26 protein-coding genes and 1 pseudogene are annotated in these 26,199 nt (G+C 61.3%); 23 read left to right on the forward strand and 4 right to left on the reverse strand.

Features of this window, described 5'->3' with window-relative positions; translation table 11 throughout:
• Window positions 1-468 precede the first annotated feature (468 nt).
• The 15 genes from CH273_RS22060 (at window position 469) to CH273_RS22125 (ending at window position 15,665) form a co-directional block, all read left to right on the forward strand.
• Window positions 469-900 carry a hypothetical protein gene (locus tag CH273_RS22060; protein ID WP_143546256.1) on the forward strand — a complete coding sequence of 144 codons (432 nt, stop codon included), beginning with the start codon at window positions 469-471 and terminating at the stop codon, window positions 898-900.
• Between the two features lie 168 nt (window positions 901-1,068).
• Window positions 1,069-1,617 carry an SAF domain-containing protein gene (locus CH273_RS22065; protein WP_230591630.1) on the forward strand — a complete coding sequence of 183 codons (549 nt, stop codon included), beginning with the start codon at window positions 1,069-1,071 and terminating at the stop codon, window positions 1,615-1,617.
• A gap of 3 nt (window positions 1,618-1,620) precedes the next feature.
• The gene (locus CH273_RS28245) at window positions 1,621-2,445 is read left to right on the forward strand and encodes a hypothetical protein (protein WP_015586073.1); all 825 of its coding nucleotides are present in this window, start codon (window positions 1,621-1,623) and stop codon (window positions 2,443-2,445) included.
• Between the two features lie 638 nt (window positions 2,446-3,083).
• The gene (locus tag CH273_RS28250; protein WP_254924256.1) at window positions 3,084-4,106 is read left to right on the forward strand and encodes a CpaF/VirB11 family protein; all 1,023 of its coding nucleotides are present in this window, start codon (window positions 3,084-3,086) and stop codon (window positions 4,104-4,106) included.
• Entirely contained in the window at window positions 4,106-4,984 is an 879-nt protein-coding gene (locus CH273_RS22080) for a type II secretion system F family protein (RefSeq protein ID WP_052047795.1), read from the forward strand. Before CH273_RS28250 ends, CH273_RS22080 begins: the two co-directional genes overlap by 1 nt.
• The gene (locus CH273_RS22085) at window positions 4,981-5,904 is read left to right on the forward strand and encodes a type II secretion system F family protein (RefSeq protein ID WP_032364991.1); all 924 of its coding nucleotides are present in this window, start codon (window positions 4,981-4,983) and stop codon (window positions 5,902-5,904) included. Before CH273_RS22080 ends, CH273_RS22085 begins: the two co-directional genes overlap by 4 nt.
• A 169-nt stretch (window positions 5,905-6,073) precedes the next feature.
• Window positions 6,074-6,304 (forward strand): hypothetical protein, encoded by a 231-nt coding sequence (locus CH273_RS22090; RefSeq protein WP_015586077.1) that lies wholly within the window; start codon window positions 6,074-6,076, stop codon window positions 6,302-6,304.
• 38 nt (window positions 6,305-6,342) lie between these two features.
• Window positions 6,343-6,768 carry a type II secretion system protein gene (locus tag CH273_RS22095; protein WP_015586078.1) on the forward strand — a complete coding sequence of 142 codons (426 nt, stop codon included), beginning with the start codon at window positions 6,343-6,345 and terminating at the stop codon, window positions 6,766-6,768.
• Entirely contained in the window at window positions 6,765-7,223 is a 459-nt protein-coding gene (locus CH273_RS22100; protein WP_015586079.1) for a TadE family protein, read from the forward strand. The genes CH273_RS22095 and CH273_RS22100 overlap by 4 nt, the downstream gene beginning before the upstream one ends.
• Window positions 7,223-7,690, forward strand: a complete 468-nt coding sequence (locus CH273_RS22105; RefSeq protein ID WP_015586080.1) for a pilus assembly protein TadG-related protein — start codon at window positions 7,223-7,225, stop codon at window positions 7,688-7,690. The genes CH273_RS22100 and CH273_RS22105 overlap by 1 nt, the downstream gene beginning before the upstream one ends.
• A 124-nt stretch (window positions 7,691-7,814) precedes the next feature.
• A complete protein-coding gene (locus CH273_RS28395) occupies window positions 7,815-11,477 on the forward strand; it encodes a LysM peptidoglycan-binding domain-containing protein (RefSeq protein WP_015586082.1) in 3,663 nt (1,220 codons plus the stop codon).
• 115 nt (window positions 11,478-11,592) lie between these two features.
• Window positions 11,593-12,216, forward strand: coding sequence for a hypothetical protein (locus tag CH273_RS27440; protein WP_015586083.1), 624 nt, complete (start codon window positions 11,593-11,595; stop codon window positions 12,214-12,216).
• A gap of 1,060 nt (window positions 12,217-13,276) precedes the next feature.
• Complete coding sequence (locus CH273_RS22115; RefSeq protein ID WP_015586085.1) at window positions 13,277-14,791, forward strand: hypothetical protein; 1,515 nt, start codon at window positions 13,277-13,279, stop codon at window positions 14,789-14,791.
• A 55-nt stretch (window positions 14,792-14,846) separates the two neighbouring features.
• Window positions 14,847-15,467 (forward strand): hypothetical protein, encoded by a 621-nt coding sequence (locus CH273_RS22120; RefSeq protein WP_015586086.1) that lies wholly within the window; start codon window positions 14,847-14,849, stop codon window positions 15,465-15,467.
• Between the two features lie 9 nt (window positions 15,468-15,476).
• Window positions 15,477-15,665, forward strand: a complete 189-nt coding sequence (locus CH273_RS22125; RefSeq protein ID WP_015586087.1) for a hypothetical protein — start codon at window positions 15,477-15,479, stop codon at window positions 15,663-15,665.
• Between the two features lie 636 nt (window positions 15,666-16,301).
• Here the strand turns inward: CH273_RS22125 and bcmE are convergent.
• A complete protein-coding gene (bcmE, locus tag CH273_RS22130) occupies window positions 16,302-17,570 on the reverse strand; it encodes a thiamine pyridinylase (RefSeq protein WP_032364993.1) in 1,269 nt (422 codons plus the stop codon).
• A gap of 241 nt (window positions 17,571-17,811) precedes the next feature.
• Window positions 17,812-18,518, reverse strand: a pseudogene (locus tag CH273_RS22135) (transposase); the annotation flags it as partial.
• Window positions 18,519-18,628: 110 nt separating this feature from the next.
• Between CH273_RS22135 and CH273_RS22140 the strand changes: the two are divergent.
• A complete protein-coding gene (locus CH273_RS22140) occupies window positions 18,629-20,257 on the forward strand; it encodes a hypothetical protein (protein WP_052049375.1) in 1,629 nt (542 codons plus the stop codon).
• Window positions 20,258-20,291: 34 nt separating this feature from the next.
• On the opposite strand, the gene CH273_RS22145 is transcribed toward CH273_RS22140, so the two are convergent.
• Complete coding sequence (locus CH273_RS22145) at window positions 20,292-20,591, reverse strand: hypothetical protein (protein ID WP_015586093.1); 300 nt, start codon at window positions 20,589-20,591, stop codon at window positions 20,292-20,294.
• A 64-nt stretch (window positions 20,592-20,655) separates the two neighbouring features.
• Here CH273_RS22145 and CH273_RS22150 point away from each other — a divergent pair, with 64 nt between their 5' ends.
• The 3 genes from CH273_RS22150 (at window position 20,656) to CH273_RS22160 (ending at window position 21,938) form a co-directional block, all read left to right on the forward strand.
• Window positions 20,656-21,198: a hypothetical protein gene (locus CH273_RS22150; protein WP_015586094.1), complete on the forward strand. Its 543-nt coding sequence runs from the start codon at window positions 20,656-20,658 to the stop codon at window positions 21,196-21,198.
• 177 nt (window positions 21,199-21,375) lie between these two features.
• A complete protein-coding gene (locus CH273_RS22155) occupies window positions 21,376-21,663 on the forward strand; it encodes a type II toxin-antitoxin system Phd/YefM family antitoxin (protein ID WP_230591632.1) in 288 nt (95 codons plus the stop codon).
• A gap of 26 nt (window positions 21,664-21,689) precedes the next feature.
• Window positions 21,690-21,938, forward strand: coding sequence for a type II toxin-antitoxin system RelE family toxin (locus CH273_RS22160; RefSeq protein WP_371828030.1), 249 nt, complete (start codon window positions 21,690-21,692; stop codon window positions 21,936-21,938).
• Between the two features lie 21 nt (window positions 21,939-21,959).
• Here CH273_RS22160 and CH273_RS22165 read toward each other — a convergent pair whose 3' ends face one another.
• Window positions 21,960-22,580: a hypothetical protein gene (locus tag CH273_RS22165; RefSeq protein WP_032364994.1), complete on the reverse strand. Its 621-nt coding sequence runs from the start codon at window positions 22,578-22,580 to the stop codon at window positions 21,960-21,962.
• A 313-nt stretch (window positions 22,581-22,893) separates the two neighbouring features.
• Here CH273_RS22165 and CH273_RS22170 point away from each other — a divergent pair, with 313 nt between their 5' ends.
• From CH273_RS22170 to CH273_RS22185, 4 genes are all read left to right on the forward strand, one after another.
• A complete protein-coding gene (locus tag CH273_RS22170; RefSeq protein WP_015586098.1) occupies window positions 22,894-23,397 on the forward strand; it encodes a hypothetical protein in 504 nt (167 codons plus the stop codon).
• Window positions 23,394-24,023, forward strand: coding sequence for an RES family NAD+ phosphorylase (locus CH273_RS22175; RefSeq protein WP_015586099.1), 630 nt, complete (start codon window positions 23,394-23,396; stop codon window positions 24,021-24,023). The genes CH273_RS22170 and CH273_RS22175 overlap by 4 nt, the downstream gene beginning before the upstream one ends.
• A 63-nt stretch (window positions 24,024-24,086) precedes the next feature.
• Window positions 24,087-25,157 (forward strand): ATPase AAA, encoded by a 1,071-nt coding sequence (locus tag CH273_RS22180; protein WP_015586100.1) that lies wholly within the window; start codon window positions 24,087-24,089, stop codon window positions 25,155-25,157.
• Window positions 25,154-26,173: a P-loop NTPase family protein gene (locus CH273_RS22185; RefSeq protein ID WP_032364995.1), complete on the forward strand. Its 1,020-nt coding sequence runs from the start codon at window positions 25,154-25,156 to the stop codon at window positions 26,171-26,173. Before CH273_RS22180 ends, CH273_RS22185 begins: the two co-directional genes overlap by 4 nt.
• Window positions 26,174-26,199 lie beyond the last annotated feature (26 nt).

The following is a 26,199-nucleotide window of genomic DNA, read 5'->3' on the forward strand; positions in this document are numbered from 1 at the left end:
AACGGCCCGTAGAAGTTGCAGAGGACATTGCTTGCGGCACGGACCGTCAGGGGTCGGTGCCGCGCCGCGTTTGCTTCGGAACTGAACGAGTGCGCGATCGACTACCTTGTTACTGAAATGTTATGTACCGCGTGTTGATCACCACTGTTGTTGAGGTGGAGATAGCCTTTGTCCTGGTGGGGAGGGGATGGGGTCCTCTTGCGGGACGAACACGGGGTTCGTTTTGCAGGGTTCGGTTCGGATCGACGCTGTTCGCGGTGTCCGGGAGACCCGGTATATCTCGTACGTCGCACTCAAGCCTGCGACTCAGGTACACGGGGACATCGGAAGGATCGTGAGTGAGGACCGACAGCGCTGAGAGTGCGAACGTGCCGACATCTCCGCCTGCGCGACAGTCGCTCGGGGCAGCCTTCATGCCACCGCCGCCGGCCGGATCGATAAGTGCCTATGTCAGCGGAGGTGGTGCAGTTGAGTTCAAACGAGGAGGAGACATCCTCTGGTGCAGCTGAATTGGGGCACGACGACACGATTGTGCCGTCGACGGTTCATCTTGCTGTCGGGGTTGCACACGGTCTGGCGAAGGAGAGCAAACGGACAGGGAGAACCCACGGCGAGGTGGTCATCACTGCTATCGAGGATGTCCACAGCGATCTCGAAAGCCTTCTGTTTCCGGGAGGCAAGGTCGGCGGAGGTCTGTTCCGCGCCAGGGGAGTAGGTGGGAAGCCGTCTGAGGGTAAGGCGGAGAAGAAGGGAGTCACGGTCGGGTTGTACGCCGATGACTGGGTGATCATCGATCAACTGAAAGACCAGTTCAAGGCCCGTTCCCGCAGCCACCTCATCGGAACTGCCCTCAAAGCACATCTCGGCCTCGACGCCACGACACAAACGGAAAGTGACTGAGCTATGCCCATGTTCGGCAATCTCAAAGAAAAGACATCGACCGCCACAGTGGGGGAGCCGCGCAGCGCAAGAGAGGCATCTCCTAAGCCGGGCCATGACTTCACCGAAGTCGTATCCACCACCAAAGTGCGCCGTCGACGGTCGTACTGGATCGCGGGAGTCGCCTTGATGACCGTCGCAATCGTAGGAGCGGTCTTTTTGGTGAACGCCATGCGCGCCACCACGACAATTCTGGTGCTCGCCCGCGACGTGCCACAGGGGGAGACGATCACCACCGACGACCTCAAAACCGCAGAGGTCAACAGCGATGCGACCATCGCGACCGTTCCTGCCACAGACAAAGCATCGGTCGTGGGCCAGAGCGCAGCAGTTCCGCTCCTGAGCGGATCGGCACTGAACCCATCGTCGTTCACCAACGCCGTAATCCCCAGCGGGGACAACACTTTGGTCGGCATCACCGTCGCAATCGGCAAACTTCCCGCAGAGCCACTGCTCGCAGGCGACAACGTCCGGATCGTCGACACTCCCCGAGATCAAGACGATTCCCCGGTGCAGGGTCCGGTCACCGCGAACGCACAGGTCGTTGCCGTGAAGGACATCCCCGAGACCGGACAGACGACAGTGGACGTTCTGGTCAAGAAAGACGAGGCCAGCTGGATCGCCGCCCGAGCCGCCACCAACCGCGTCGCCATCGTCCTCGACTCCCGGGAGCGCTGAGCCATGCTCGTCACCCTGACCTCGATCTCCGGCTCGCCAGGCGTCTCGACGACCGGCCTGGGCATCGCTCTCACCGCAGACTCCCGCAAGCTGCTGTACATCGAGGCCGATCCGATCGGATCGTCCCCGACGCTGGCCGGGTACTTTCACGCGCGCCGCCGGCACGACCGATCGATCATCCAACTGGTCGAGCCGAACAGGCACGGCCGAATAGGCCCAGCCTTCCAGCACCAAATAGTTAGAATCGGGCCGTTCGATCCAGAGGAGCCGACCAAGGCGCAAGGATGGTTCGTCCCCGGCCTGGTCAATGCAGCTCAAACGGAATCGATGAAGTCGACGTGGGGCCCGTTGGGGGCACATCTGGCGTTGTTGTCGAAACAGGGCGGCGGTGACCTGCTCGTCGACGCCGGTCGCCTCAATCTACGGTCCGGACATCAAGACCTGATCCGTCACAGTGACGTTATCGCCATAATGCTCAGACCGACCAGGACCGCAGTGGCAGCGGTTCGTGCTGGCTTGGGCCCACTACAGCAGCATCTGGAGAATACGAAGTCGCCGGCCAGCATCGGCCTCATTGTCAGGGGTACCGAGCCCTACAGCGCAGCCGAGACCGCCGCGGCGACCGGCCTCGACGTCATCGCAGTCCTTCCCGAATCACCGGTACACGCGCAAGTTTTTTCCGAAGGTGCCTCGCTCAGTAATTGGCGGCGACGTCGATCAAGCTATCTACGCGCAATCGACGGAACCTGGCAAAAGATCGAGCGCTTCCACGAAACGCACCAGCCCGTATGGATCGCCAACTCGCCATACAGCTCACAGCCCGCGTAACGAGCCGACAAGGCCAAAGGGAGAACACCCGCATGACCAACAACGCCCCCGACTTCGACTACGACGAGCGACCAGCCCTACCCGACCTACCGATGTTTGCCGCCGATCCGATCATCCTCGACGATGGCGACAACGAGATAACTCGTTACAGGAGCGGGCAATACGGCTCCTCATCTGCAGGTCTGCTCGCCGCAGCCGGCAAGGACGGTCGCCACTCCCACCCGGAACCCGAGCGACTCGAGACGGTCCCGTTCACATCGCCATCACCATTTCCAGCTGAGCGGTCGGACGTCGCGAGGACCAACCACCAATTGGTCAAGCAACTGACCAAAGAAGCATCCGAAATCCTCTCTCTCCGTAAGACCCAACGAGCAGATCAGGCCCTCAACCCTGAGCTGGGCGTCACTGCCATGACCCCGGACGAGGAGCGTGAGTCGGGCAGGCAGATCGTCATAGATCTCGTCAGCAAAGAAGTGCAGTCCGCGATCGACACCGGTCACGAACAGCTGAGCGTCCAAGAGGAACAGACGCTGGTCAAAGCGGTCTTCGACACGCTGTTCGGACTCGGCCCACTTCAGCCGCTCGTCGACGACCCGAACGTCGAGAACATCCTCATCAACGGCGACAGCGTCATTGTGATGTACCCCGACGGGAGTCTGCAGGCACGACCGCCGATCGCGGACAGCGACGAAGAGCTCTACGACTGGCTCACCAACCTCGCGCAGCGCGCACCCGGTGGTGGACGACCGTTCTCGCAGGTCAACCCCAACCTCCGCCTCAATCTGCCCGGCGACATCCGCTTGTCCGCGATGGGCTACTCGGTCCGCCATCCCAGTATCGCCATCCGCATGCACCGCCACAAGGATGTGACCATCGACAAGATGGTCGAAATGGGTGTTATGCCCCAACTGTTGTCCGAGATCCTCAGCGCCGCAGTCATCGGTGGTGCCTCCATCGTGATCTCCGGGCCCATGGGATCAGGTAAAACAACCAACCTTCGTGCGCTCGCCAACTGCCTTCCCCTGCAAACACGGATCGGCACAGCAGAGACAGAGTACGAACTGTTCCTCGACAAACTCGACGGTCGCAGACCGTATGTTGTTGCAGCCGAGGCAATCACCGGCGGCGGCGAACGAAACGAGCTGACCGGAGCGCTACGCGGCGCGACGACGCTGTCCGACATCCTTTACCAGTTCGTGCGAATGCAGCTCGACCGTGTCATCGTCGGAGAGGTAGCCGGCGGCGAGATCATCGACATGTTCAAAGCAATGCAGATGGCCAAAGGCTCCCTGAGTACCACGCACGCCGAGCATGCCGCCGGCGCGATCGACCGCCTCGTCACCTGCGCCCTCGAAGCAGGAGTGCCGGTCGAGTACGCCTACCGCCAAGTGGCACACCACATCAATCTGATCATTCAGCTGCAGACGGACTACGAATTTACCGACACCGGCGAGAGGCGTCAGGTCCGATTCGTCAGCGAGGTCATCCATATCGAGGCCGGCGAAAACGCCATGCCCGCAGTAACCAAAATTTACGAAGGAAAGCCGGGCGGGACCGGCGAATACGGAACTTTGCCCCCAGCTTTGCTCCGCAAGCTCTACGCAGGCGGTTTCAGTCCGAACCAAATCCCCATCAACACGATCACAGGTGGTGGGCTCTGATGTACACGTTCACGGCCGTCGGTATCGTCCTTGTCTTTGCCGCCGGGATGTGGTTTTTTGCCAACGGAATTCGCGATCGCCGCGACCCGACTGCGCCGACACGCCACCGCACCTCACGTGCGCGGATTGCCCGGCGGACAAAATTACTCCTCGCCATCGGAACTGCCGTCGGCCTTGCTGCATGGCTCCTCAGTGGATGGTTCGTACTCTTCCCCATCATTCCGATCGCAGCAGTAGGCGTCCCCTACCTACTCGGATCGTCAGCCGCCGCCGACGACATCGAACGCCTCAATGCCCTCGAAGAATGGGTGCGCAACCTGACTGGAGTGCTCGCAGCAGGATCCGGCCTCGAACAGGCCATCATCGCAACGCACAGGGGAATGCCTCAAGCATTGCGTCCGGAAATTACGAGCCTCATCACGCGCCTGCGTGGCAATGTGTCGATCGACGAAGCGTTGCTTCGGTTCGCAGACGATCTCGACGATTCCACCGGCGACTACGTGGTCGGTGCACTGCGGCAGGCAGCTCGCCTGCGCGGCTCCGGACTCACCGCAGCCTTGAAGCGACTTTCAGAATCGGTGGCAGAGAACGTGCGCAACCGCAGAACGGCCGAAGCGGAACGGCAAGGGCCCCGCACGACCGCTCGCGGGGTCACCGTCATCACCGTCGTTGTCATCGTTGGGTTGTTCCTGTTCACCAACTACATGGACCCGTACAAACAGCCCCTCCTCCAGCCCGTTCTGTTCCTCGAATTCATCGGTTTCGGCCTGGTGCTCGGGTGGATGAAGCGATACACCTTGCCAGTGAAATACCCCAGGTTCATCGGCACCAAGGACCGCGACGCAGCAAACACCGCACGTGAGAGGAGCGCAGTATGAACAACTTCGAGCTCTGGGCGATCGCCCTTGCCGCTCTCGCCGCTCTCGGCTTGATCCTCCTCGTTCTCCGCATACTGCCGGCCGACCCAGCACTCGGCGATGCCATGGAACGACTGTCCGGTGCAGCCCCGGACCCGTACACCGTCGACACCCGCGGCGGTGACGACCTCACCGGTTCGGATGCCCTGTCCTACAAGGTCGGTGCCCGCTTCTACCCGCGGCTGCGATCGCAGGCGTGGTTCAGGATCCCGACCGCGGACCTGGCGATCCTCCGAGAAACTCCACAAAAGTTCATCGGAGACAAAATCCTTTCCGCTGCAATAGGTCTGATCATCGCGCCGATTTCGATCGCACTCCTGGCGCTGTTCGGCATGGCAGTGCCCCTGACTTTTCCCGTAGCCGGTTCCCTCGTCCTGGCGCTGGTGGGATTCTTCGCGCCCGACGCCGACGTCAAGACTCGCGCCGCTAGTGCCCGACTCGAATTCACCCGAGCATTGGCGGCGTTCATCGACTTCGTTTCGTTGAACCGAAGTGGCGGCGTCGCTGCATTCCAAAGTCTCGAACGCGCTGCCGCAGTGGGCGATAGCTGGGTGTTTCTACGTCTGGATGCCGAGCTTCAGAAAGCGTCCCTCGCCGGACAGGCACCATGGGCTGCTCTGTCCAATCTTGCAGCCGAACTGGCGCTGCCGGAGTTGGGAGATCTCGCGGACATCATGACCTATACCGGCGACCAGGGAGCGAGCGTGGCCGACACTCTTGCCGCGCGGGCCGGAGCGCTCCGCAGTGCCCTGCTCTCGAAAGAACAAGGCGAAGCAGGAGCCAAAACGAAGAAGATGGACGCACCTCTCGGCACCTTGGCCGTGCTGTTCATGATCATGCTGATCGTGCCGGCCGGAGTGAACATCATGGGCGGCGTCTAGACCGAACAACCCGAATGCGTTGTCATTCAACGATCAACTACCAAGTTTGAGCTGTGCAAACACCGATCCGTGCACTTCACCTGCTCGAAGTGTCCGGTCTTGGCGATAGTCTGACCGGCATCCAGAACCGTCATAACCAGGGCTTTTACATATCGAAGGGAAACGTCACATGGCAGCATCGCGCACAATCGCAAACCGGATCGCAGCAACCACCGCAACACTGTTCGCATTGGCACTGTTCTCCTATACCCGGATGACCGAGCGCGCCGGCGGACGCAAAAGCGACAAGGGCTACAGCATGGAGACCGTCGTCATCACCGCCGGCCTCGTCATCCTCGCCATCGCTATCGTCGCCGGAATCACCGTGGTTGCACAGCGCTACCTCAACCGAATCCAGTAACCCCACCACTCGCCCAACGAGACAGGGGAGGACCAGCGTTGCTCACCGACACACATGTACCACTACGCGAATGGCTCACCCGCATACGTCGAGACGACCGCGGCGCAGCCCTCGAAACAGTCGTGGTATTCGGCGTCGTCCTACTGCTCTTCCTCATCGCAATCCAGGCAGCTCTCTACGCTCACGCACGGACCGTAGCGATTTCGACCGGTGAAGAAGCTCTACGACAAGCGCGATCGCAATTCGGCAGCGCTGCGGCCGGAACAGCGGCGGGCTACGCCTTCGCATCCACCGCCGGCCCGACGACCCTTCGAGCACCCGTCATTGTCGTCAACCGAGGCTTGCGAGAAGCAACTGTCCAGATCACCGGACAACCCATCCGCCTCATCCCCTTCTTCTCCCTCGACATCAATGTCAGCGAGACGCTTCCCGTTGAACGAGTCACTGCCCCAGGAACCAGATGAACACCGCGAACAAACTGCGCCAGCTGGCAGCCGCAGCCAGAGCCGACGACCGAGGATCGGCCCTGCAGACTGTCATCGTCGCCCCCGCCACACTGTTCCTGATCGCACTGATCGTCACCTTCGGCGTTCTCGCGCAAGCGCACCAGAAAGTAGTCCACGCCGCGAACGAGGCCGCGCGTACCGCCTCCATCGCGCGAACGGCGTTCTCCGCAGCCCCCGATGCGCAAGCAGCCGCGCGAAACGACCTGGCAGCACGAGGGCTCACCTGTTCCGCTCTCAACGTCAACACCGACCTCGGCGGATTCAGAACTCGCCCCGGCGTCACGGCTTCCGTCTCGGCCACCGTCACGTGCGTCATCTCCCTCGACGCACTCGGATTCCCGCAAGTCATGGGCTCACGGACCATCACAGCAACCGCGACTTCACCCGTCGACACCTACCGGGAGCGCGCCTGATGACCGAAGCACTACGCCGGGCGGTGGCCGCCTGCACACGGCGAGACGCGCACAACGACGCCGGAACCATCGCCATGTGGAGCGTCATCACAGCCATGGCGTTGCTGATCATGATGGGTCTCGTCGTCGACGGCGGCGGCAAAGTTTACGCCAAGCAGCGCGCCGAGCAAGTCGCTGAAGAAGCAGCCCGCGGGGCAGGACAAGCCATCATCGAACCACTCGCAGTCCGCGGTACCAACGTCGTCGTCAACCCGCTGACAGCCCAAGCCAAAGCCACCAAATACCTTGCCGCAGCAGGAATCCCCGGCGTCGTCGTGCAGACCGGACCGACAACACTGCTGATCACCACCACAACGACCTACCAACCCCGTGTCCTCGGTTTGATCGGCGTCGGGCCACAGCAGATCATCGGAACAGCCACCGTCAACCTGAACCGCACCAACCTCGGAATCCCCGGCACACCATGACCAATCGACCGCAGAGCAGACGAGTCGCAGAACTCCACGAGAAGACGGAGGACGTGATTCGACAGCTCGCGGCGCAACGCTGCACGACCCCGGCCACCCTGCAGCCATCGGAAAGGACACCCGCATGACCACCATCCGACGGCGCTTGACTGGTTTGCTCTACCTGATCGTCCTACTCGTCCTCGTCGTCGGAATTCCGCTCGCACTGTGGACATTCCGCGGCAACCCAATACCGACGACGCTGCCCGATCTCGACCAGATCAAAACAGCTCTGACCACCCAAGACGACGGATCACTCTTCCTCGGATTCGTGACCTGGATCGGCTGGCTCGCCTGGGCCACCTTCACCTTCAGCACCGTCATCGAACTCGTCGCAGCACTACGCGGCATCAAAGCACCTCAACTCCGAGGCCTCGGCTTCCAGCAGCGAAGCGCCTCCGTTCTCATAGGCGGAGCGCTCATGCTGGTAACAGCGGGCACCGCCACAGCCCAACCCCTCACCGCCACAGCACTACCGCTCTTCGACGCCCCTGCCCACTCGGCACCGATCCAAGTAACGCAACAAAGCCAACCGCATCCAGCAGAAGCCCCCGCCCGCCCCATCAACGGGGAAACCATCACGGTGCAGCAGGGCGACAGCCTATGGAAACTCGCAGAACGCCACCTTGGCGATGGCTTTCGATACACCGAGATCAAGCAACTCAACGCCGACGTCCTGACCGTCGACGGATGGCTGCAACCAGGATGGAAACTTCAGCTCCCCGCCGCCGCACCCACAACCGTCGACGGGGCCTACACAGTTCGAGAAGGCGACAGTCTCTGGAGCATCGCCGAGCAACATCTGGGTGACGGACACCGCTACAAAGAAATCATCAACGCCGACGGAACTGCACCGTCGACAATCATCCACGTCGGCCAGCAGCTCACCGTCAACGATCAAACCGCCGAGACCGTCACGCCCGAACCGGGTCCGGTTGCTTCCCCCGACCCGGCCCCGGTTGCTGCCGCTCCTGTACCTGCTGCTGTGCCCGAACCGACCGTCGCTCCTGAACCGGCCCCGGTCGCTGCCGCTCCCGAACCGGCTCCGGCTGCCGCTCCTGAACCGGCCCCCGCAGCAGCGCCTGAACTGTCCTCCGCTGCACCTCTCCTGGGTGGCACCGACGTTCCGGAACAAGCGGAGATGGTTCCGGGCGGTGACGAACAGGCTCAGGCAGAAGCGCAGGCCGCTGCCGCCGCCGCTGCGAAGATTTTCGGCATCGAACTCAACAGCGCTTCGTCACAGCTACCTGCTCCGACAGCGGCGGCTCCTGAGCCAGCGCCTGCTCCAGCAGCCCCTGAGCAGGCAGAGGCCCCCGCCCCGTCGGCGGTTCCTGAGCCAGCGCCTGCTCCGGTGGCCGCCCCTGAGCCAGCAGAGGCTCCCGCCCCGGTGGCAGCTTCCGAACCTGCTGCTGAGTCCGCGGGCGCAGATGTTGTGGCACCCGGGCCGGCACCCGCTCAAATGCCTGCTCCAGCGCAGACGTCGTCACCCAGTCCTGCTGCAGCTCCCGCCCCGACTCAGCCAGCCACCCAGATCCCACTGAATACATCGACGACAGACCCGGTATATATCGCCGCCACTGCGCAGCCAAGCGATGTCTCCGAGGATCAGAACAGCACATTGTGGCTCGGTATCTCAGCCCTAGCGGCCATCGGACTGGCTGGGGCCTTCGGGCTGCGCCGGCACCGTCAACAGCACGATCGCCGCAGAGGCGAGACCCTCCCTCAAACCTGGGGCGCTGCAGCAGTTGTGGAAGAACAGATTCATTCTGCAGCGGACAACAACGTCCTCACGCGGCTCGACGAAGCACTGAGGACTATCGCCGAACACGCTCGGACACAGGGCAACGCACTGCCGGCATTACTCGGCGCATTCATCGGTCCCGATGCGGTGGAGCTAGTAATCCTTGATGACTCCGTACTGCCGGACCAGTGGCTCAGATCAGAGACCGGCACCTGGACCCTCCCCGCCGACGTCCGGATCGCCCCAGCACCCACCACAATCAGCCCGTACCCCACGCTCGTGACACTCGGTTCCACAGACGACCGAACCCAAGTTCTTCTCAACCTGGAAGAACTCGGCTACCTCGGCGTCTCAGCTTCACCAGAGCACGCCCGCGGCACTCTCCAGGCCCTGGCCCTCGAACTCGTCGAATCCCCGCTCGCCGACAATCTGCACCTGACGCTGATCGGTTTCGGACAGGAGCTCCCCGAACTGTTCGGCAACGGTCGAATCGAGCACACCGACCAACCAGGCGAAGTGCTGGCCAGACTCGCCCGACAAGCCGAACGTGACCAAGACACCCTCGTCGAACAACACATCGACAGCATTGCAGCGGCCCGTTCGATCTACGACACAAGCGAAATGACCGCCCCCGAAGTAGTTCTCATCGCGAGTCAGTTGACGGCCGACCAACAGCAATCACTCGATCAGATCCTGGCCGCCACACCGCGCGTGGCGTTCGCTGCCGCCAGCACCGCCAGCACCGCCAGCGAGAACACCCAGGCCGCGTGGACACTCGACATCGTCGACCGCAACACCGCAAGCCTTGTCAAACGAGACACCGACGGCGGCTTCGCATTCCAGCCAGCATTTCTCGAGCCGGACCAATATGAAGGCATTACCGCCTACCTCGCGACCGCCACACAGCCAGCTATCCCCACAGAGTCGTCCATGCACGACCCCTGGGCTGCAGCCGAAATCGACGCACACCTCACCGACGCCGAAAGCGCTGAGACCTTCCTCGACTCCGTCACCACGATCGACCCCACCGACCAGCTGCTGCTGAACGGAACTACCGCATCGGAGACCGCCCCCGACGTCACAAACGTTCCGACCTACAGCCCGGACGCCGCGCAGTGGACATCCCCAGAAGCGATCAGGTACGACGACCAGGCCCCACCCATCGCTCCTGTCGCTGGTGACGTACCGGCCCCGGGACATCTCTGGCTCCATCTTCTCGGGAAACCAGCAGTCACCACCCCGACCGGGGAGCCACCCAAGGACGGCCGTGAAGTACTCCTAACCGAGATCGCCGCTCTTCTCTCCATCCACCCGGGAATCAAACACGACTCCATCGACAAAAAGATCTGGCCTGCAGACAATTTCGACAAACTCCCTCTGGAGGATCAGCCGAAAAAGAAGGCGACACGACGCCAGAACTACCTCTCGAGACTGCGAAATTGGTTGGGAGAGACAGAGAACGGTGAGCAGGCATTTCCGAAGCACGGCGACCGCACCGGCCGCACCGGCTACCGACTGCACCCCGATGTCCGATCGGACTGGGACTACTGGCAACAACTGATCGACACCACTCCGGCCGCCGCCACCGATGCGGAATTGCGGACGGCTGCAGAACTGGTAAACGATCAACCATTCGCCGGGACACGGTCAGACCGTTACGGGTGGGCACGAAACCTACAGCAGCACATGATCTCGACCCTCGCGGATGCCCTCGAAGAGCTCGCCACCAGACAAATAAAGACCGGAGATCTTTCCGCCGCGCTCACCACCGCAAACCGCGGCGTCACCGTCGAACCGTTCCGAGAAGGTCTCTGGAGACTGGCGATCATCGCTACCCACGGGAGCGACGAGATCAGCAAGACCCAGGAGCTGATCGACCAACTGCTCGCGAACCTCGCCGACATCGATGTCGACCCAGAACCCGAAACCGACGAACTCTTGCGCGCCCTCGCGCAATTCCACAATGGCGGCAACGCCCTCTACCGGATCGGAGCAATAGCCAGTTGATAGCAGTCGCGTCAATCGAGGTGTCTGAAGTGTCCGGTAAGCACGTTACGGTCCAAACAGCCGCACCATTATCGTTATCGCAGTACAACGCACAGAACAACGTAGGGGGTCCACGATGATCAGCACACGACGTCGCACAGGCGCGGCAATCCTCGCAGTAGCAGCCGCTGCAAGCATCAGCGTCGCATGCGGGAGCGGTGACATTGAGGCGACCCCCGTAACGACCACCACGCAGCCGGTCCTCACGGGACCAGAGGGCGTCGAAAAGTCCCCGGAACAACAGGCGACCGAGCAGGCAACAGCAAAGGTGAATGAGTTCTTCGCCGTTCTCGCGAAGGTCGAGAGCGATCCTGCTGTAGACATCAACATGCTGGACTCTGTTGCGAGTGGAAAGATCCTCGATCAGTTGAAGGCAAACGTGAACCTGCGCCGATCTCAAGGAATTGTCTCCACGGGTGCTGCGACTGTCGCAGATGCATTCGTGACGGAACTGCAGGCACCAAAGGATGCTGACGGGAACCCAATTAAGGAAGAAGCGTCGGCAACATTGCGAGTCTGCATCGACAGCTCGAACTATGACCAGATCCGTCCGGACGGCACGAGTGTGCTCCCTCCTGACCGAGTCCGGCGGGAGCTGGGCAAGCCGACTCTGGAGAACGTGGCGTGGCCAGATTCATCAGGCTGGCGCATTGTTTCCGATGCAGTGACTTCTTCGGGTACCCCATGCGACGCACCATGATCGACGGTTTGGCAAGTAGGCAACTGGAATCCATAAGGGCGGTGGGTCATGCGTAAGCCGCTTGGGGTTATCGCATCAGTGCTTCTAGTTGGAGTGTTCAACGCGAACCCAGTATTTGCGCAGCCGGGGATCGGCACCGGAACTGGCGGTGCCTTCGGCGGAGGCTTGGGTGGTTCGACAGTTGTGGTCGAAGGTACGTACACGAGTGTGCCGTCAGGGGGTGGAACGACTGGATCCGCGCCAGCTGCTGTGGGCGGGGGAGGTGGTGGGAGCGCCGCGCCGTCCGGACCGCCGCTCGAGTTCGTTCCGTCGACTGACGCCGCCAATATGACGCTTGTTCGAAATGCTGATAGTGGTGCCCCGATGGCAGTGAACGTCGTTAATGATGACGGCACAACATGGTCCTGCGAAGCGGCCGGTCCGTGTGTTCAAATTCCGGACGTTGGGGTGCCGGCTACGCCTCCGGTGGTCGACGTTATGACCGTTGTCGGCCAAGCGGTTACGGCAATGCAGTTGGATCCGCCCGGAATAGGCATCACCCCGAACCCCGCAAACACAGGTGCTGTCGGCCTGGTTGGTCTACCCGGCTGGTTCTGGGTCGCTGACCCACGGGAATCGACAGTCGGCCCCGTGACCAGAACTGCAGCAGGACCGGGTGTCATAGTTTCTGCTACAGGGGTCAATACGTCCGTGGTCGTCAATTGGGGGGACGGATCCGTGCCGTCGGTGTGCCCAGGTGCGTTACTGCCCTTCACGCCGTATACCGATGTTGCACAAGGGCTTCCAAGTCCGACGTGCGGCAATATCGTTTATCACAAGACGTCCACTACCGAGCCCGGTGGGACATTCAAGGTCTCCGCGACATCGAATTGGCTCGTCACGTGGACAGCGACGACACCCAACGGGACGGTCGGTGGAGTCATACCCACGCCGCTGACTTCGCGTACTGAAGTTCGGATTGGTGAACTGCAGGTCCTGGTCACAAATTAGAGCCGTGCGCCCCCGCTCCTCGGGTGCGAAATTGAGTCACTCCAGGCTTACCGGTTTGTAGGCTGGTGGAATGCCTGAACGGTTGACTGTCAACGTCACGATGCCACCGGAATTGGCTGGGGGGCAAGTGCAGGCCTACCTGGAAGAGTTGGGGTTCGAGGTCGCCCACACGTCCGCGCCCGATGTGTGGGCGTTAACCGAGCCGGCTGCCAGCATGGACTGTGTCGATTTTATGACCGTTCGCACCCTGTCGGGTTCGGAAGCGGACGTCGATGACGAGCTCGTCGACCTCCCGCAAGACCCTTACGTCTCCAGGCTGGACCATGGGCGAGTCGTTGAGGAGCGCCTTCGCGCGATCAGACAGATGAGCGCGGGTGCGGTGGGATCGTTCCTGTACGGACTCCAGCTACCTGTCATCACCGCCAGCGATCGAGCCTTGTCCGCGGCAGTACAGGACGCGAGTAGGGAGTTGGCCGGAACTTCGGACGACGATGACGAGCATCCGTTCGACCGGCATGCTGTCCACGTTGTTCGCTATGGCAACGCCACGCACCGTCGGATCAGGTTTCCTGGTTTCGTGTTACGTCTGAATCAGGACCCCGAACTTCTCGACGACATACGACGCGGGCCGATCGACGTCGATGAGACCATTTTCGCGTCGGGATCGTCGATCCTGAGCAGTGTCTTGATTCCCGCGAGCCATCTCGGTCCGTTGTTGGCCGCACGGTCTCCATGGGTATGGGCGTTTCAAGCGAACAGGGTGTCGGGTGCGGTGATTTTCACTCTCGGCACAGATATTGTCGGGAGGTCTCCTGTTCCGTACGAAGCGCATCAGGTACTTCCCCGATCACCAGTGGGTCGCCTTCCCCAGCGGCAGGAGCCGCCGGCACCGGAGGCGTGGGGTGCGGCCGTCGCTTGGTGGGTTGCTCAGATGAACTCTGTTCTCGGGCATCTCCTGAACCCATGCCTGTTCGCAGATGCTGACGGTGACTACCTCCCCTATGCGCAGCAGAACCGGTTGATGGAATTTGCGGATCTTCTGCAACGAGTTACCTCGACGCTGCTATCGCTGCACGACGACTACGCAGCCGGAGTTCTGATGTGGTCAGCAATGGACCTGATCGAGGCGACCTGGCTTTCATGGGATCTCACGGCACTGTGCAAGCCCTCGGTTGCGGCGAAAGCGCTGCAGCAAGTTCGAGAACGTATGCCTGCTGATGTTCAGTCCGTCCTGCTTCCGTACGCGGCTTTTGGTGTGGAAGCGTTGACCGAAGTGGGGGACGGGTTCTTCATCAAGAATTACCGTAGGTCGGAGAAGGTAATTCTGAAGCTGCCCGGTGGAGCGGACAAATCCCTGTCACTCGATGACGCAGTGAGTCAGTTCATGCGTTTGCGCAGGAACACTACACACGGGTTCGACAAACCTGATCCCGTCCGTGACCGACTTTTCGCGCAACACAACGGCCGGCTGCCGGCGACACTGATGTACCTGCCGCTGCTGTACTTGATGTACATCATGTCCGATCCTGATGACCTGAGACGTCGTCTGCTCCGTCGATCCGCTCGAAGACGCAGGACGCAGTGAGAGGTGTTCACACACGTTGCCGGTGGTGTGCTGAGACAATATTGCGGTGAGTGTCATGGTGCGCCGGCTGATGGGTGCGGTGTGGCCGACGAGGTTCGGCGCAGCCGAAATTGATGTCGAAAAGGGGGCGCTAGCAGTGGAATCGAACGACCGGGGTGGGCGCGAAAATGCTTCACCGGACTCCGCTGCTGGCGAAGAGATGGCGTCCGAGCTCAACCCGGTGAGTGTCGAGCTGAATCCGGCGGCAATCGAGATGGTGCACGCGAGCATCGAACGGACGCTGGATTCTCAGGAACGCCGAGTGACGAGCATCGATCAGCGCGGGGGTGTGCTGCTGGGATTCGCGGGCATTCTGGTGGGGATCGTGTTGCGCAATCCCGCGGGGATCGGTGTGTGGGAGGTTGCGGGTGCTGCCCTGGCCGGTGCGGCGGCAATCATGGCGGCATTCGTGATTGCACCCAATACCGCGTCGGGGCTCAATCCGGAAGTGGTGTTGGAGGAGTATTCGACAGTCGATGAGACGACGGGCCGGTTCGAGATCGCGTCGACACTGGTGTCGATTTATCAGGTGACAGAGATGCGGCTTCGGAGCAAGCTGATGCGGTTGCGGATCACGACGGGTCTGTTGGCTGGATCTGTGCTGGTGTTGCTCGTGACGGCTATCATTCGGATGTAGGAGGACATCATGGCTACGGTGAACGAGCAGCAGAAACCTGATCGACCGGTGGGCTCGGCGAGCCCGGCGACGGCGTCGCGGCGTCGCAAGGTGGCCTTGCGTCCCAATCCTCGGCTGGTGGGCAACTACGAGGGCAGTTCCCGCACGATCGACGAAGTGCGACGCCAGATAGAGAAGCAGCAGGGGGCGTCGGCGTGACGGCCTCGAAAGATCAGAATCCGCCGGCGGGGTCGTCGGCTCCACGTGCCAGCGCGCGCCCTGTGGTGGTGGTCCCGACATCGGCTGCGGGTGATCGCACCATTGTTCGGGCAGCACCCAACGAGAGAGCTATCCGCAGCATCACTGCGGGGGCTGCACCTCAAAATGTGCGGTCCGCTGTCCGCCGCGAGCACTAATTTCGCGCGCACGCCTTTGCGCTGTGTCGTAGATGATCCAAAATTGGGCTAGCAGACGGTGCCAAACGTGTTCGTCCAGGTCGCCGATCTGCAGCGTCGACTGTGTCTGCTCCCGATCACGCTTGGCCGTTACCTGGGCAGCTGTGGTGATCGATGCAGCAGCGGGGGAGGGCTTACGATGCGGCCACCGACCCGCGTCGAGTGCTCGATGTAGTAGTCGAGCATCGGGTGAAACTCGGCAGGGTAATCCCTTAGCCAAAAGCTTGCACGGTGTTCGACGAATTTCGACGCAAACCCCGCGACACTCAGACAGCGGTGGTGTGGGCAACCGGACCGCATGTATGGATCTCATAGCGATACTCCATTGCCGCGTGTCCGAACGGCGAGGACCAAACGTGGCACAACCAGCCATTGCTTACGACTTTGCGACGGACTCCTGTCACGGGCGGCGAAGTAGCCCTGCAGGTGTGGAAGCGTACGCGGGGTCGTTGAACACGGCGCTGTCTTCGCCGACATGCTCCGCAACGCCAGCGGGGGGTGGCCCGAGGATTTCAGTTTTGATGCAGCCTTTGGTCGAGTCGAGCCAGGTACGGGAATCGGCCCCAAGTCGAAATGGATGGGCCATGTCGTTGGAAATGATGTTGCGCATGATGTTGTACACCGCCGAATTGGGTTGCCGGGCCAGGAGCTGATTCATCAGCGATTGCCGGGTGGGCACCAGGTATTGCGGTTTCTTTCCTGTTGGGGACATGCACTCGAGCATCACGTTGGTCGATGCAATCAACTTCACGAGCTGGATAGCCGTTGCTCGCTTTTCCTGGGCGATGGCCACATTGACGGAAAGTGCGTCGGTATAAAGCGGTATCCCCACTTTTTCGATAGGTTCGGAGCTCAGCGGCATGACTGAATAGGTCGAGGCGTCGACGTTGTCGATGAAGTGGAAGATTTCGGTCAAGCCTACGAAGGCTCGACCGATCCGCTGGTTCCATTTCGTGATTCGGTCGTAGCCCGAGTCGGGATATGTCGCCTGGGCGTACCCGGCGATGTTTCGCAGCACCTGCATGTCGGCGAGGCCTTGCTGATCGAGTCCTGGACAGGGGGGAAGGGCGGGAGTGAGCGGAAACTGGCCCGACTCCTCCATGACGGCCTGCTCGTACATGCACGCGACGGTCGTTCCCCCAGTAAAATCCAACAGCATGCCTTGACCCTGCGCGGGCCAGACTGCTTTCGGATCCCCGTCGCCGAGGATTTTGTGTAATTCTTCGACAGTCATCCCCGGCGCACCCAGTGCTGCGTCAGTGAGACGGCGAATCAAAATTTGCATGCACCCTAAATACGGTATTCCTTGATACTCCGAGGATTCCGTTTTCAGCGATGCGAGAGACCACGGGTAAAAGTCTGCGGTGCCGTCGATATCGAACTCGACACAGAACTGACGCATGTGATCAGCGAAGATGCAGTCGTAGGCAAAAACGTCCACAGTGGACGGCGGATCGCCTTTGTAACAGTCGTAGGTGTAGACGAAATTGAGAGCGACATCCGGTTGGACGCTGTGCCACGCGGCTCTGATGGTGGACTCGAACCATTTCGGTTCGGGCGTGTACGGGTACAAGGCGACGTTCAACGTGGATGCGTCGCTGGCTGGAGGTGGCTGGTTGGTGGGGCCGGAATCCTTGTTCAAACTGCGTCCGAACTCGGTACTGGTCACTGCACACTTCCCGTCATCACACTGTCTGCAGGGGAACGGCGATTGCCTCATACAGTCGCATGATTTTCCGAAAGTGGCAAGGATCACATTTACTTACCCTCGATCCACGGACTGAGGTGACCCACTGTGGTCGATGACCGAATTGTGGGGTCGGGACTGGTTGGGCGTGTTTCGTCCGCTGGTCTACCCAGCATTTCCACGATTGTCGTTGCTCGGGCCGAGTCGGCGGGTCGGGTGAGGATCAGGCGGGTGTGGGTGGGCTGATGCCAATGATGTTGCGCCATAATTGAAGCCACGCATCGAGCCACGGCCAGTGTCGCGGCAGGTGCAGTGTGGGTGTGCGTTGTGGCCGCACGAAACGCGCGGCAATGTTGACGATTTGCGCCGTAGCGTTATTCCGCGAGCTTTCGCGTGACGCCCGCCGGAGACGGTTCCGGCGGCGCGCAGCAGGTTGTGGGCGATCGCTGCGCACTGCACCCAGGCAGAGCTCGCGCCAAACGATCCTGACGGCATGTGCGCGAGCGGTCCGTCGATCAGATCCGAGAACACAGTCTCGATGACCGCGTGTGCACGGTGGACGACATCTGCGGTCGTCGTCGGCAGGGTGCTGTTGGTAAAAAACGGGTGATACCGCCACACCGGAAACAATGCATCGCGGTAGCGGGCGTCTTTGACCCGCCGCACGATCAACCGTGCAGAAACAGGATACGCGGTGGAAGAGAAAGCGGTGAACGATGTTTCGGCGACCTCGGCGTCGGAGATCCAGCCGTCGGTGTCGGGGTCGCGGACCGCTCCCGGGTAGCGCACGGGCGTCCACGCGGTGTCAGGGATGGAGGCGATCGCTCGTTGGACGATTCGGTTCTTGATCAGTACGAACGAGAACTTGATGCAGGCGCGTACGACGCGGCTGTTGCCGTAGGCGGAGTCGCCGCGGACCATGATTTTCCCGCTGGCGAGACTGGATGTCGCAGCTCAGCCCTAGTCATCCGGGCGAGCACGGGTGGCCCATTCTAAGTCGACTCTCAGCCCGGTCGCCTGCCCTCCGTACGATCAAGGGGGTGCTGACCGATCCACTGCCGAATTCCGGCTCACTTGAGCGCTATGAGGCTTTGCCCACGATTCTCCAGCTGAGGAGCTACCTCTCGGAGATCCAGGCGGAGCCGACCGAGTGGATCTCGGTTCTACGGAATCGAGGGAGCGGAATCAAGTACAGCTCGCTTCAACCTCTTCTGGTGGCGACATCGGACCAGCGCAAATTCCTCGCCACTACCGATTGGTCCATCAACGACCTCGGCGAGCCCAGTTACAGCTCTGATCGCCTCCCGGCCTTCCGCGACGGCTTGACCTCCAACCCTGATGGCTACGACCTTCATCTGTTCGTCAACGTGTCCTGGGTGCCATCGGCAACCACAGAACCCGTTATCGAATTCACGCCGTCGTTCGTATGGTGGTTGGGCCTGATCACGCGATCGAACGAGACAATGTATCGAACTAATCACGCGGGCCGCGATGAGGAGGTCGTCGAGATCGTCAGACCGAATCCTGGTGAATACGAGGTTCGAGTCAATGCACGGCACCTCCGAAAGTATCTCGCGGCCCGGAGCATGAGCCTGGTGATCCAGCACGCCCATTCTCGGGCTGACGACAGCGTGCATGAAGCTCGGATCGACCTTGAGATTCGCACCAAAGACGCAGCGTTCGCCTACACGGCGTGGGACGCGTATCGGGGGCCTGGTTTCGTAGCGCAGTTGGTTGGGAAACAGGCAGTTTTGCCGTTCGCGTCCGCTGGCGAGCACCCCGACGATCTGCAAAGGCCTGAGCGGTTTCAATCGTTCATCGTTGACATCGACCCCTCGACCGGCGACGAGGTTCGTTTGAGTTGCGAGCGCGATGAAGCGAACTACCTCACCCCAGTCTTCTTCGACACGGATGTTCTGACCCGATACCGCGACAACCCAGACCGCTACACGGTGCTGCGGACCGATGTCTCGTGCCACGGTCGGTGGGCCATCGATGTCGACATCAACGGTGCCAACCTCGTCCAGGTGTGGCTGGGACACCTCATCCGGCTACCCGAGACCGAGCGAGAGCACTGGCTCACACACAACGTCCCGCCGAACGGTGGAATAACCATCACACGTAGCGTGCGGGACCTAGCGGGCCAGTGGGTAGAGGACGAACGCCCTGACCCTGCTCGGCTGAGACGAGCTAAGGCAGAACTCATCGAGGCGTTCACTGGCTACTTCGGTGAGTCGTTGTACAAGCAACTCGGCCCGGCTGACCTCCGTGCGTTCGATGCCTTGGCATTGTGTACCAATCCAACCGAAGGCCAAAGCGACAACGGTGTCATGGTTCTGTCGAAAGGGATCGTGGATGCACTCGATGTCAAGACTCTTCGAGAGTCCTCGGGCGCGGACACGAATAGTCCTTCGCTTGCCTGCCTACAGCTACTCGTCGAGAACTTGGGTGCCGACCCGAATGGTCTCGTCGGACCCCTACGCCAGCTTCAGGGAATCCGATCGGCAGGCTCGGCCCACATGAAGGGCACGAAATTTACGACTGCGCTGTCGGCCGCAGGACTGAATTCTCTTCAGCCGGACAAACAATTCGAGACAATCGTAGATCGGGTTACGATGGCTCTGCAGGGCTTGTCCGAGCTGTTCCGAAGGACGCCCCCGCAAGTGTGATGGTGCCGGTCATTTTGTTCCAGTCTCGCTCTGATCATGGGTTCGCATTGATCTCACCCCACGCGTCTAACGCGTGTTGGTAGGTCGCCACAGCACCCGATTCAGTCGGAGCATCGCAGAGCGCGATCGCAGCCCTGGCAAGCGACGCGAGCGCAAGATCTCCCAGATCCAAGATCGCGTCGTCGCCATGACTGAGCAGAGTAAGCATCGTGGTAGCCATCATCTTCGGATGTTCCAGGACTTCAGCGGGCTGAGGCTGGCCCAACTCGATCAAGGCCAGCGCTTCGAGAAACATCGGTACAGCGAACGCCACCCTCGGATTGATTGCGCTCATAGCGTGAAGGTTAGCAATCGGCCGAATACCGGATGTTCTGGAGAATCTCTGAGACGGTGGAGGTATGACATCGAAACGTACCTCCGCCGGCGACAAACGCGCCCGCAAGGTCCAGCAACGTCGAAAGCGACTTGCACAGCAAGGGGTCTCACGTGAGCAGCACGCTGCGCTGGTGCTCGAGCGCAGCGGTGATCCCTCGTTCGTGCAACGGCGCACCAACGCCGACGGTGGGCGCACTCTGTCGTGGAGCAAGGACATGGTGGGTGGTGCGGAGCTCAACGACTCTCTCGAAGAGCAGCGACAGGCGTTTCGGGACAAGTTCGGCCGAGATCTCGGGCCGAACGATCCATTGTTCTTCGACCCAGCTGCTGACACGCCGCAGGAGATCAGTGAGGAGAACTTGTTGGCGGACGTGGACTCCCTGATCGACAAGGCCCGCGAAGCAGGGGAGAACCCCGCCTACTTCCAAGCATGGCGCGACACCGGGTTCTTGCTCACCGAACACAACATGCATCTGTTCTCCGCGTCGGATATCGACGAATGGAACGCGGCGCTCGAACGGCATTGGGACGAAGCGGCATTCGGGCCGTTCGACGATGCATCTTAGGACCTACGGCATGTTCGGGCGGCTGCAGCGAGTCCGAGAGCGGTGGTGAAATTCCCACGCCGCTGACCGCGCGCACTGAAGTCGGATGGGCGAACTTCGGGTTTTGGTCACCAGTTAGTGCTGTGTCGCGTCGAACGGCAATTGCACCCTCGCACTATTTGCGCTCTAATTATGTACATGACTACTTTGCCGGTCGCGGATGCGCGTGCGCGTCTGTCCAAGATTGTGGACGATGCAGAACAAACCCACGCCCGGTATGAGATCACCCGTAATGGGCACCGGGCTGCTGTGTTGCTCGCTGCCGACGATTTCGATGCGCTGCAGGAGACCATTGCAGTGCTATCGGATCAGGAACTGCTGACATCTCATCTTCGGGGCGTGGCGGAGCTGCCTGAGGGTGACAGTCTCGATGCGAAGGAGTTGGCCGAGGTCATGCGGGTCGCTGGCCGGTCTACCCGCGCGTGAGTGAGCCTGAAGCGCCGTATCGGCTTGTGATTGCTCGATCAGCGTCTCGCGCTATCAGTCACACTCTTCCCGAGAAGGTCGCCGCTGCGGTGTACGAGTTCATCACCGGAGCATTGCTGGAGAATCCGCAGCGGGTCGGGAAGCCCCTGGCCCCGCCGCTTTCGCCCGCCTACAGCGCCCGCAGAGGCACCTACCGGGTTCTCTATCTGATCGACGCCGGGCAGCGCATCGTGCAGGTCACCGCGATCTCACACCGGTCAGATGCCTACCGCTGAGAAGATTGCGTAGCTACCGGATTATGTTGCGGAGATCAAGCCTCGTAGGCGTAAGGCTTCCACCAATGGTGGGTGGGTCGCGGTCTCCATCCAACCAGATTTTCGGTCCGCCTTGCTGCCGAGTGAGTCGGATACTGCGCTTCGCAGAATTCGGAGGGCATCTTCGATCGCCTCGCGATCGGCGTGATCGCGATCGAACCAACTCATGTCCGCGCCGATGACTCGTTCGTACTGCACCAGGGCACCATCCTTGTTCACTCCCGCTGTCTCCATCAGATCTAGTGAACCGATCGAGAAGACCAGAGCCCGAGTGATCGTTGTCGGCATTCCGCGCCGGTTTGCTTGGTAGACGGTCGGATCGACAATCCGGCCCATTGCCGGAATCCACAACACTAGGTGTCCTGTCCACCATGTGTCCGACTCCCATTTCGGTGTGCGGCTTCCCAGCTCCACCCACTGCTCGTCCGACCACGCCACCTGCCCGTACACGACCAACGGCTCAGCCTCGATCCCGTAGTCACGCAATGCCGGAATCAGGCAACGCACCGCAGCAATGCAGGTGCCGGAAAAACCGCCCTCGGTGTAGGCCTGCCAAATCTGGCAATGCCGGTCGATGATCTGCACTTCTGCCGGTGCAGTCACGCCAGGATTCGCAGGGGGACGGATCCCCGCTACCGGTGGTGTGACGTACCCGGCCCGCTGCGCCCATTCTGGCAATGCAGCGGCTCCCGGACCGCTACGCGATCGCCCTGACCCCTTGCCTGCACCCTTGCGTTTCTTGCTCACCGGTGACATTTAGACGCTCCCAACCCACCTCGACTCTCTGCCCCGTCGCAGGAGTTTCGCGTCCCGACCGTACCGGCCAGGTACGACACTTCCCGCACGCTAACGATCACATCCCTGTATTCAGGTTGACATGGTTGACATGACGCGAACAGCCGGGGATGATCAGGGTATGTCCACTGTCGAGAAGGATTTCGAGGTCATGGCGCACCGGCTGGTCGAGGCCAGTGGCGCGCCGGACGAGCGTGATCTGGCGTATGCAATAGCGGGCCTCGGCGGCATCGTCAACGGCCTCAAGGCGCGTCGCGCGTGGAGTGAGCACGTAGGGGAAATCTTGACCCCCAGTCAGGCCCTCGACGTTGCGGGTTGGACGCGTGCTGCCTTGAGCAAGGCTGTGAAAGAGAACCGCGTTCTTCGGTTGACCGGCAGCAACGGCAAATACGGCTACGCCGCCGCAGGCTTCACCGATGCCCAACCGGCGAAGCCGATTCTCGGCATCCAAGAGGTGCTGCGTGTGTGGGCGGGGCAGGACCCGCGTGGATGGTTGGCGGTCGCGTGGCTGACTACCGAACAGCCAGAGCTCGACGGCCGTACACCTCGGCAAGCACTTCTCGACGGGGACGTTCCTACGGCTGCTCGCGCTGCCCGGGCTGCGGTCAGTCGGCTTGCGGCGTGAGCGCTGAACGCGCCGTCGTTCATCTGTTCGAGCCCAAGCCCGTCGGTGAATTGGCGGAGCGATTTCCGTCGTGCGTCTACCCGGCTGGGGCCGAGCTGTTTCGATCGCATCAGGCCAGTCTGGGACCGTGGTGGTACTCATCGAATGGCGGCGGCAGGTTCGACCTCGAAGCCCCTGATGGGACTTGCTACCTGGCCGAAGACGAAGTGGTCACTCTCCTGGAGATTTTCGGTGGCCAACAGGTCGTGCCGAGATACGAGGTCGATGCGCGTGCAGCGTCGACGATCACGTTGGATGCTGATATCAGGCTCGCTGATCTGACTGCGAACACCGGTGTCGCGCTCGGAGTCACGGCAGAAATCTTTACTACCGCCGACTATCCGCTGACGCAGCGGTGGGCGGCCGCGTTACGGGAGGCCGGGTTCGAGGGTCTGCGGTACTGGGCCCGCCACGACCTCGAACATGCCCGGCGGTGCATTGCACTGTTCGGGCAAGCGGGGGTGGCAGGCGAGGAGCATCGTCATACCGTCCAGGCCACGGTCACCCTGTCTGAGCGAGCGGACCTGCTGGAGCGGTGGCGTGAAGAAACTGGTGTCGCGATCTTGGACGTACCAGATCTGTTGTAGCGATCGTGGTCAACCGCCCGCAAGGTATTGCTAACGAAACTTACAGTAAGTACTGTAAGTCTCATGAAGATCAGCGCACGTCCTCTGCTCGACAATTCCGTCGACGCCGAACTGTTCGTCGGCCGGCGAGACGAACTCGCCGCGATATGGGACGGATTGAACGCTGAGCTCAACGTTCTGGTGACGGGGGACCGCGGCACAGGCCGAACGTCGCTGCTTAGACAGCTGCAGCTCGACAGCCGAGAGCCGTTCACCGGTGCCCGCCGCGAAGGCGACTTCCCGATGAGCTTCGTTCGGGTCGAGGGGATCTCGGACGGCCGTGACGTGCTCGCCCGCGTCGTAGAACAGGTCACCGGCGAACCGGCAGTCGACAGTGACGGGCCCGACGTCTTGCTGCGGCGATTGAGTGACTTTCGCCTGCAGTTCATCGACGCCACGCTTCGGAGGTGGGCAGCAGAAAGCGACGACGGCACTGCTCCGCTTGGGACGCGGCTGTATCCGGTGATCATCGTCGACGACGTCACCGCATCGGCCGGGCACGCACTGTTCGGGCGGTACCGCGATGAGGTGTGGGCGACGGGATACCTGTGGGCGGTGTCGGTGCGTGAAAGTGACCGTCAAGGTCTCCTGACTCCGCCTGCAGATGCATTCTTCGAGAAGATCGTCGACGTACCCCCGCTCTCGAGAACGGAAAGCATCAAGTTGATCACTCGCCGCGCGGGAATCGACATGGAACCGCAAGCCAGCACCCTCGCTGATGCGGTAGGGCGAAACCCCCGAGATCTGGTAAGTGCTCTGCGGGGATTCCTGCAGGACCCCGGGTCGTACGAGGACAACTACCTGGCCCTCGCCGATAGAGACAATGCGCTCTGGGCTTTGGGTCGCCCAGCGTCGATGCTGGCGGCCGAAATGAAGGTGCGGGGCCCGGTCAGCGCATCGGATGAAGACTTGCTGGCCGCGTTGGGGTGGACGCGTCCTCGTGCTGTACAAGTCTTCAAGCAACTTTACGAGAAGGGGCTGGTCCGGAGCAGCGAAGTCTCGTCAGGTCCCGGGCGGCCGCGGCGGGTGTACGAGTTGACTCCGCCGGCGGAATGGCTGCGGACCGAACACGCTGATCCGGAGGACCAGAAATGAGTGACGCCCTACTGCGTCAATTGCGGGACTCGAAGGCCTTCGACCCGTCGCCGGATCCGGATCGTATGTGGCAGGTCCATGTGCCGTTCGACGTCCTCACTGGCCCCGTGAGTGGTGACTACGAGCAGCGCTTCATGGACGCTGTTCGGCGGCGTGAGCGTGTGGCTCTGATCGGTGCCAGTGGCTCGGGTAAGTCCTCGATCACCGAGTACGTGATGGACGCTCTTCACTCCGAAAACGTTGCAGCACTGAGGATCAGGATGGGATTTCAGACCGACTCCCTCGTCTCCGATCCGGCTGAATTCCCGCGTCTGTTGGTCAACACCATCGCCAAACAGCTCGACGAGAACCGGGCAGTCCAGAAGATTGCTCGGGAAATGCGTGGAGGTTCCCCACATCGACCGGTCAAATTCTCGGTTGGTCTCCCATGGTTGGCCGGCAATCTCGCGATCGAGCTCGGCAGCGTGGTGAACGAACCATCGCAAGGTGAGGATGTCGTGGATCAGGCCATCAGGGTCCTGGAACTGATTTCGCGCAGTGGCTTGATTCCGACGCTCGTGCTCGATGACACGGACCAGTGGATACGTCGTCCAGGTATCGGCGTCGATCCGGAGCCGCGGATCGCAATGTTCTTCGGCTTGACTCTGAGGATGATCGCCGAGCGACTTCCGGCAGCATGTGTCGTCGCCGTCCATAACGACTACATCGACAGCCCCCACTACAAACAGGCTCGCGAATACCTGAACACGCGAATCACCCTGCCCGCCTTAGCTAATTCAGCCGCGCTGGGGTCGATCATCGGTAGGCGGGCCCGCCAGGCCGCGGGAAATCCGAATCTCGGCGCGGTCGACGTCATCGACGCTGACGCCCTCCAGCATCTCTTCGACCACTACGGGGCCGGTCGCAGTGTCCGCCGGGAGCTGGTCGTATTGCAGGATGCGTTGGTACGAGCGTGTTCTGCAGTAAGTGAGACCATCGCCGCAGCTCACGTCGTCGCTGCGATCGCTGCAGGCTAGGACACGACTACCGGCGTAGGTAGTTC

Origin of the sequence: Rhodococcus sp. 05-339-2 (assembly GCF_002258965.1) — a bacterium.
Classification (GTDB): Bacteria; Actinomycetota; Actinomycetes; order Mycobacteriales; family Mycobacteriaceae; genus Rhodococcoides.

Coding starts and splice junctions, on each gene's coding strand:
- CH273_RS28395 (WP_015586082.1), top strand. CDS start 7,815: ATGACCACCATCCGACGGCGCTTGACTGGTTTGCTCTACCTGATCGTC.
- CH273_RS22170 (WP_015586098.1), top strand. CDS start 22,894: ATGTCCACTGTCGAGAAGGATTTCGAGGTCATGGCGCACCGGCTGGTC.
- CH273_RS22115 (WP_015586085.1), top strand. CDS start 13,277: ATGCCTGAACGGTTGACTGTCAACGTCACGATGCCACCGGAATTGGCT.
- CH273_RS22120 (WP_015586086.1), top strand. CDS start 14,847: ATGGTGCGCCGGCTGATGGGTGCGGTGTGGCCGACGAGGTTCGGCGCA.
- CH273_RS22085 (WP_032364991.1), top strand. CDS start 4,981: ATGAACAACTTCGAGCTCTGGGCGATCGCCCTTGCCGCTCTCGCCGCT.
- CH273_RS22180 (WP_015586100.1), top strand. CDS start 24,087: ATGAAGATCAGCGCACGTCCTCTGCTCGACAATTCCGTCGACGCCGAA.
- CH273_RS22090 (WP_015586077.1), top strand. CDS start 6,074: ATGGCAGCATCGCGCACAATCGCAAACCGGATCGCAGCAACCACCGCA.
- CH273_RS22105 (WP_015586080.1), top strand. CDS start 7,223: ATGACCGAAGCACTACGCCGGGCGGTGGCCGCCTGCACACGGCGAGAC.
- CH273_RS28245 (WP_015586073.1), top strand. CDS start 1,621: ATGCTCGTCACCCTGACCTCGATCTCCGGCTCGCCAGGCGTCTCGACG.
- CH273_RS27440 (WP_015586083.1), top strand. CDS start 11,593: ATGATCAGCACACGACGTCGCACAGGCGCGGCAATCCTCGCAGTAGCA.
- CH273_RS22185 (WP_032364995.1), top strand. CDS start 25,154: ATGAGTGACGCCCTACTGCGTCAATTGCGGGACTCGAAGGCCTTCGAC.
- CH273_RS22065 (WP_230591630.1), top strand. CDS start 1,069: ATGACCGTCGCAATCGTAGGAGCGGTCTTTTTGGTGAACGCCATGCGC.
- CH273_RS22145 (WP_015586093.1), bottom strand. CDS start 20,591: ATGAGCGCAATCAATCCGAGGGTGGCGTTCGCTGTACCGATGTTTCTC.
- CH273_RS22150 (WP_015586094.1), top strand. CDS start 20,656: ATGACATCGAAACGTACCTCCGCCGGCGACAAACGCGCCCGCAAGGTC.
- CH273_RS22100 (WP_015586079.1), top strand. CDS start 6,765: ATGAACACCGCGAACAAACTGCGCCAGCTGGCAGCCGCAGCCAGAGCC.
- CH273_RS22155 (WP_230591632.1), top strand. CDS start 21,376: ATGACTACTTTGCCGGTCGCGGATGCGCGTGCGCGTCTGTCCAAGATT.
- CH273_RS28250 (WP_254924256.1), top strand. CDS start 3,084: ATGTACCCCGACGGGAGTCTGCAGGCACGACCGCCGATCGCGGACAGC.
- CH273_RS22080 (WP_052047795.1), top strand. CDS start 4,106: ATGTACACGTTCACGGCCGTCGGTATCGTCCTTGTCTTTGCCGCCGGG.
- CH273_RS22125 (WP_015586087.1), top strand. CDS start 15,477: ATGGCTACGGTGAACGAGCAGCAGAAACCTGATCGACCGGTGGGCTCG.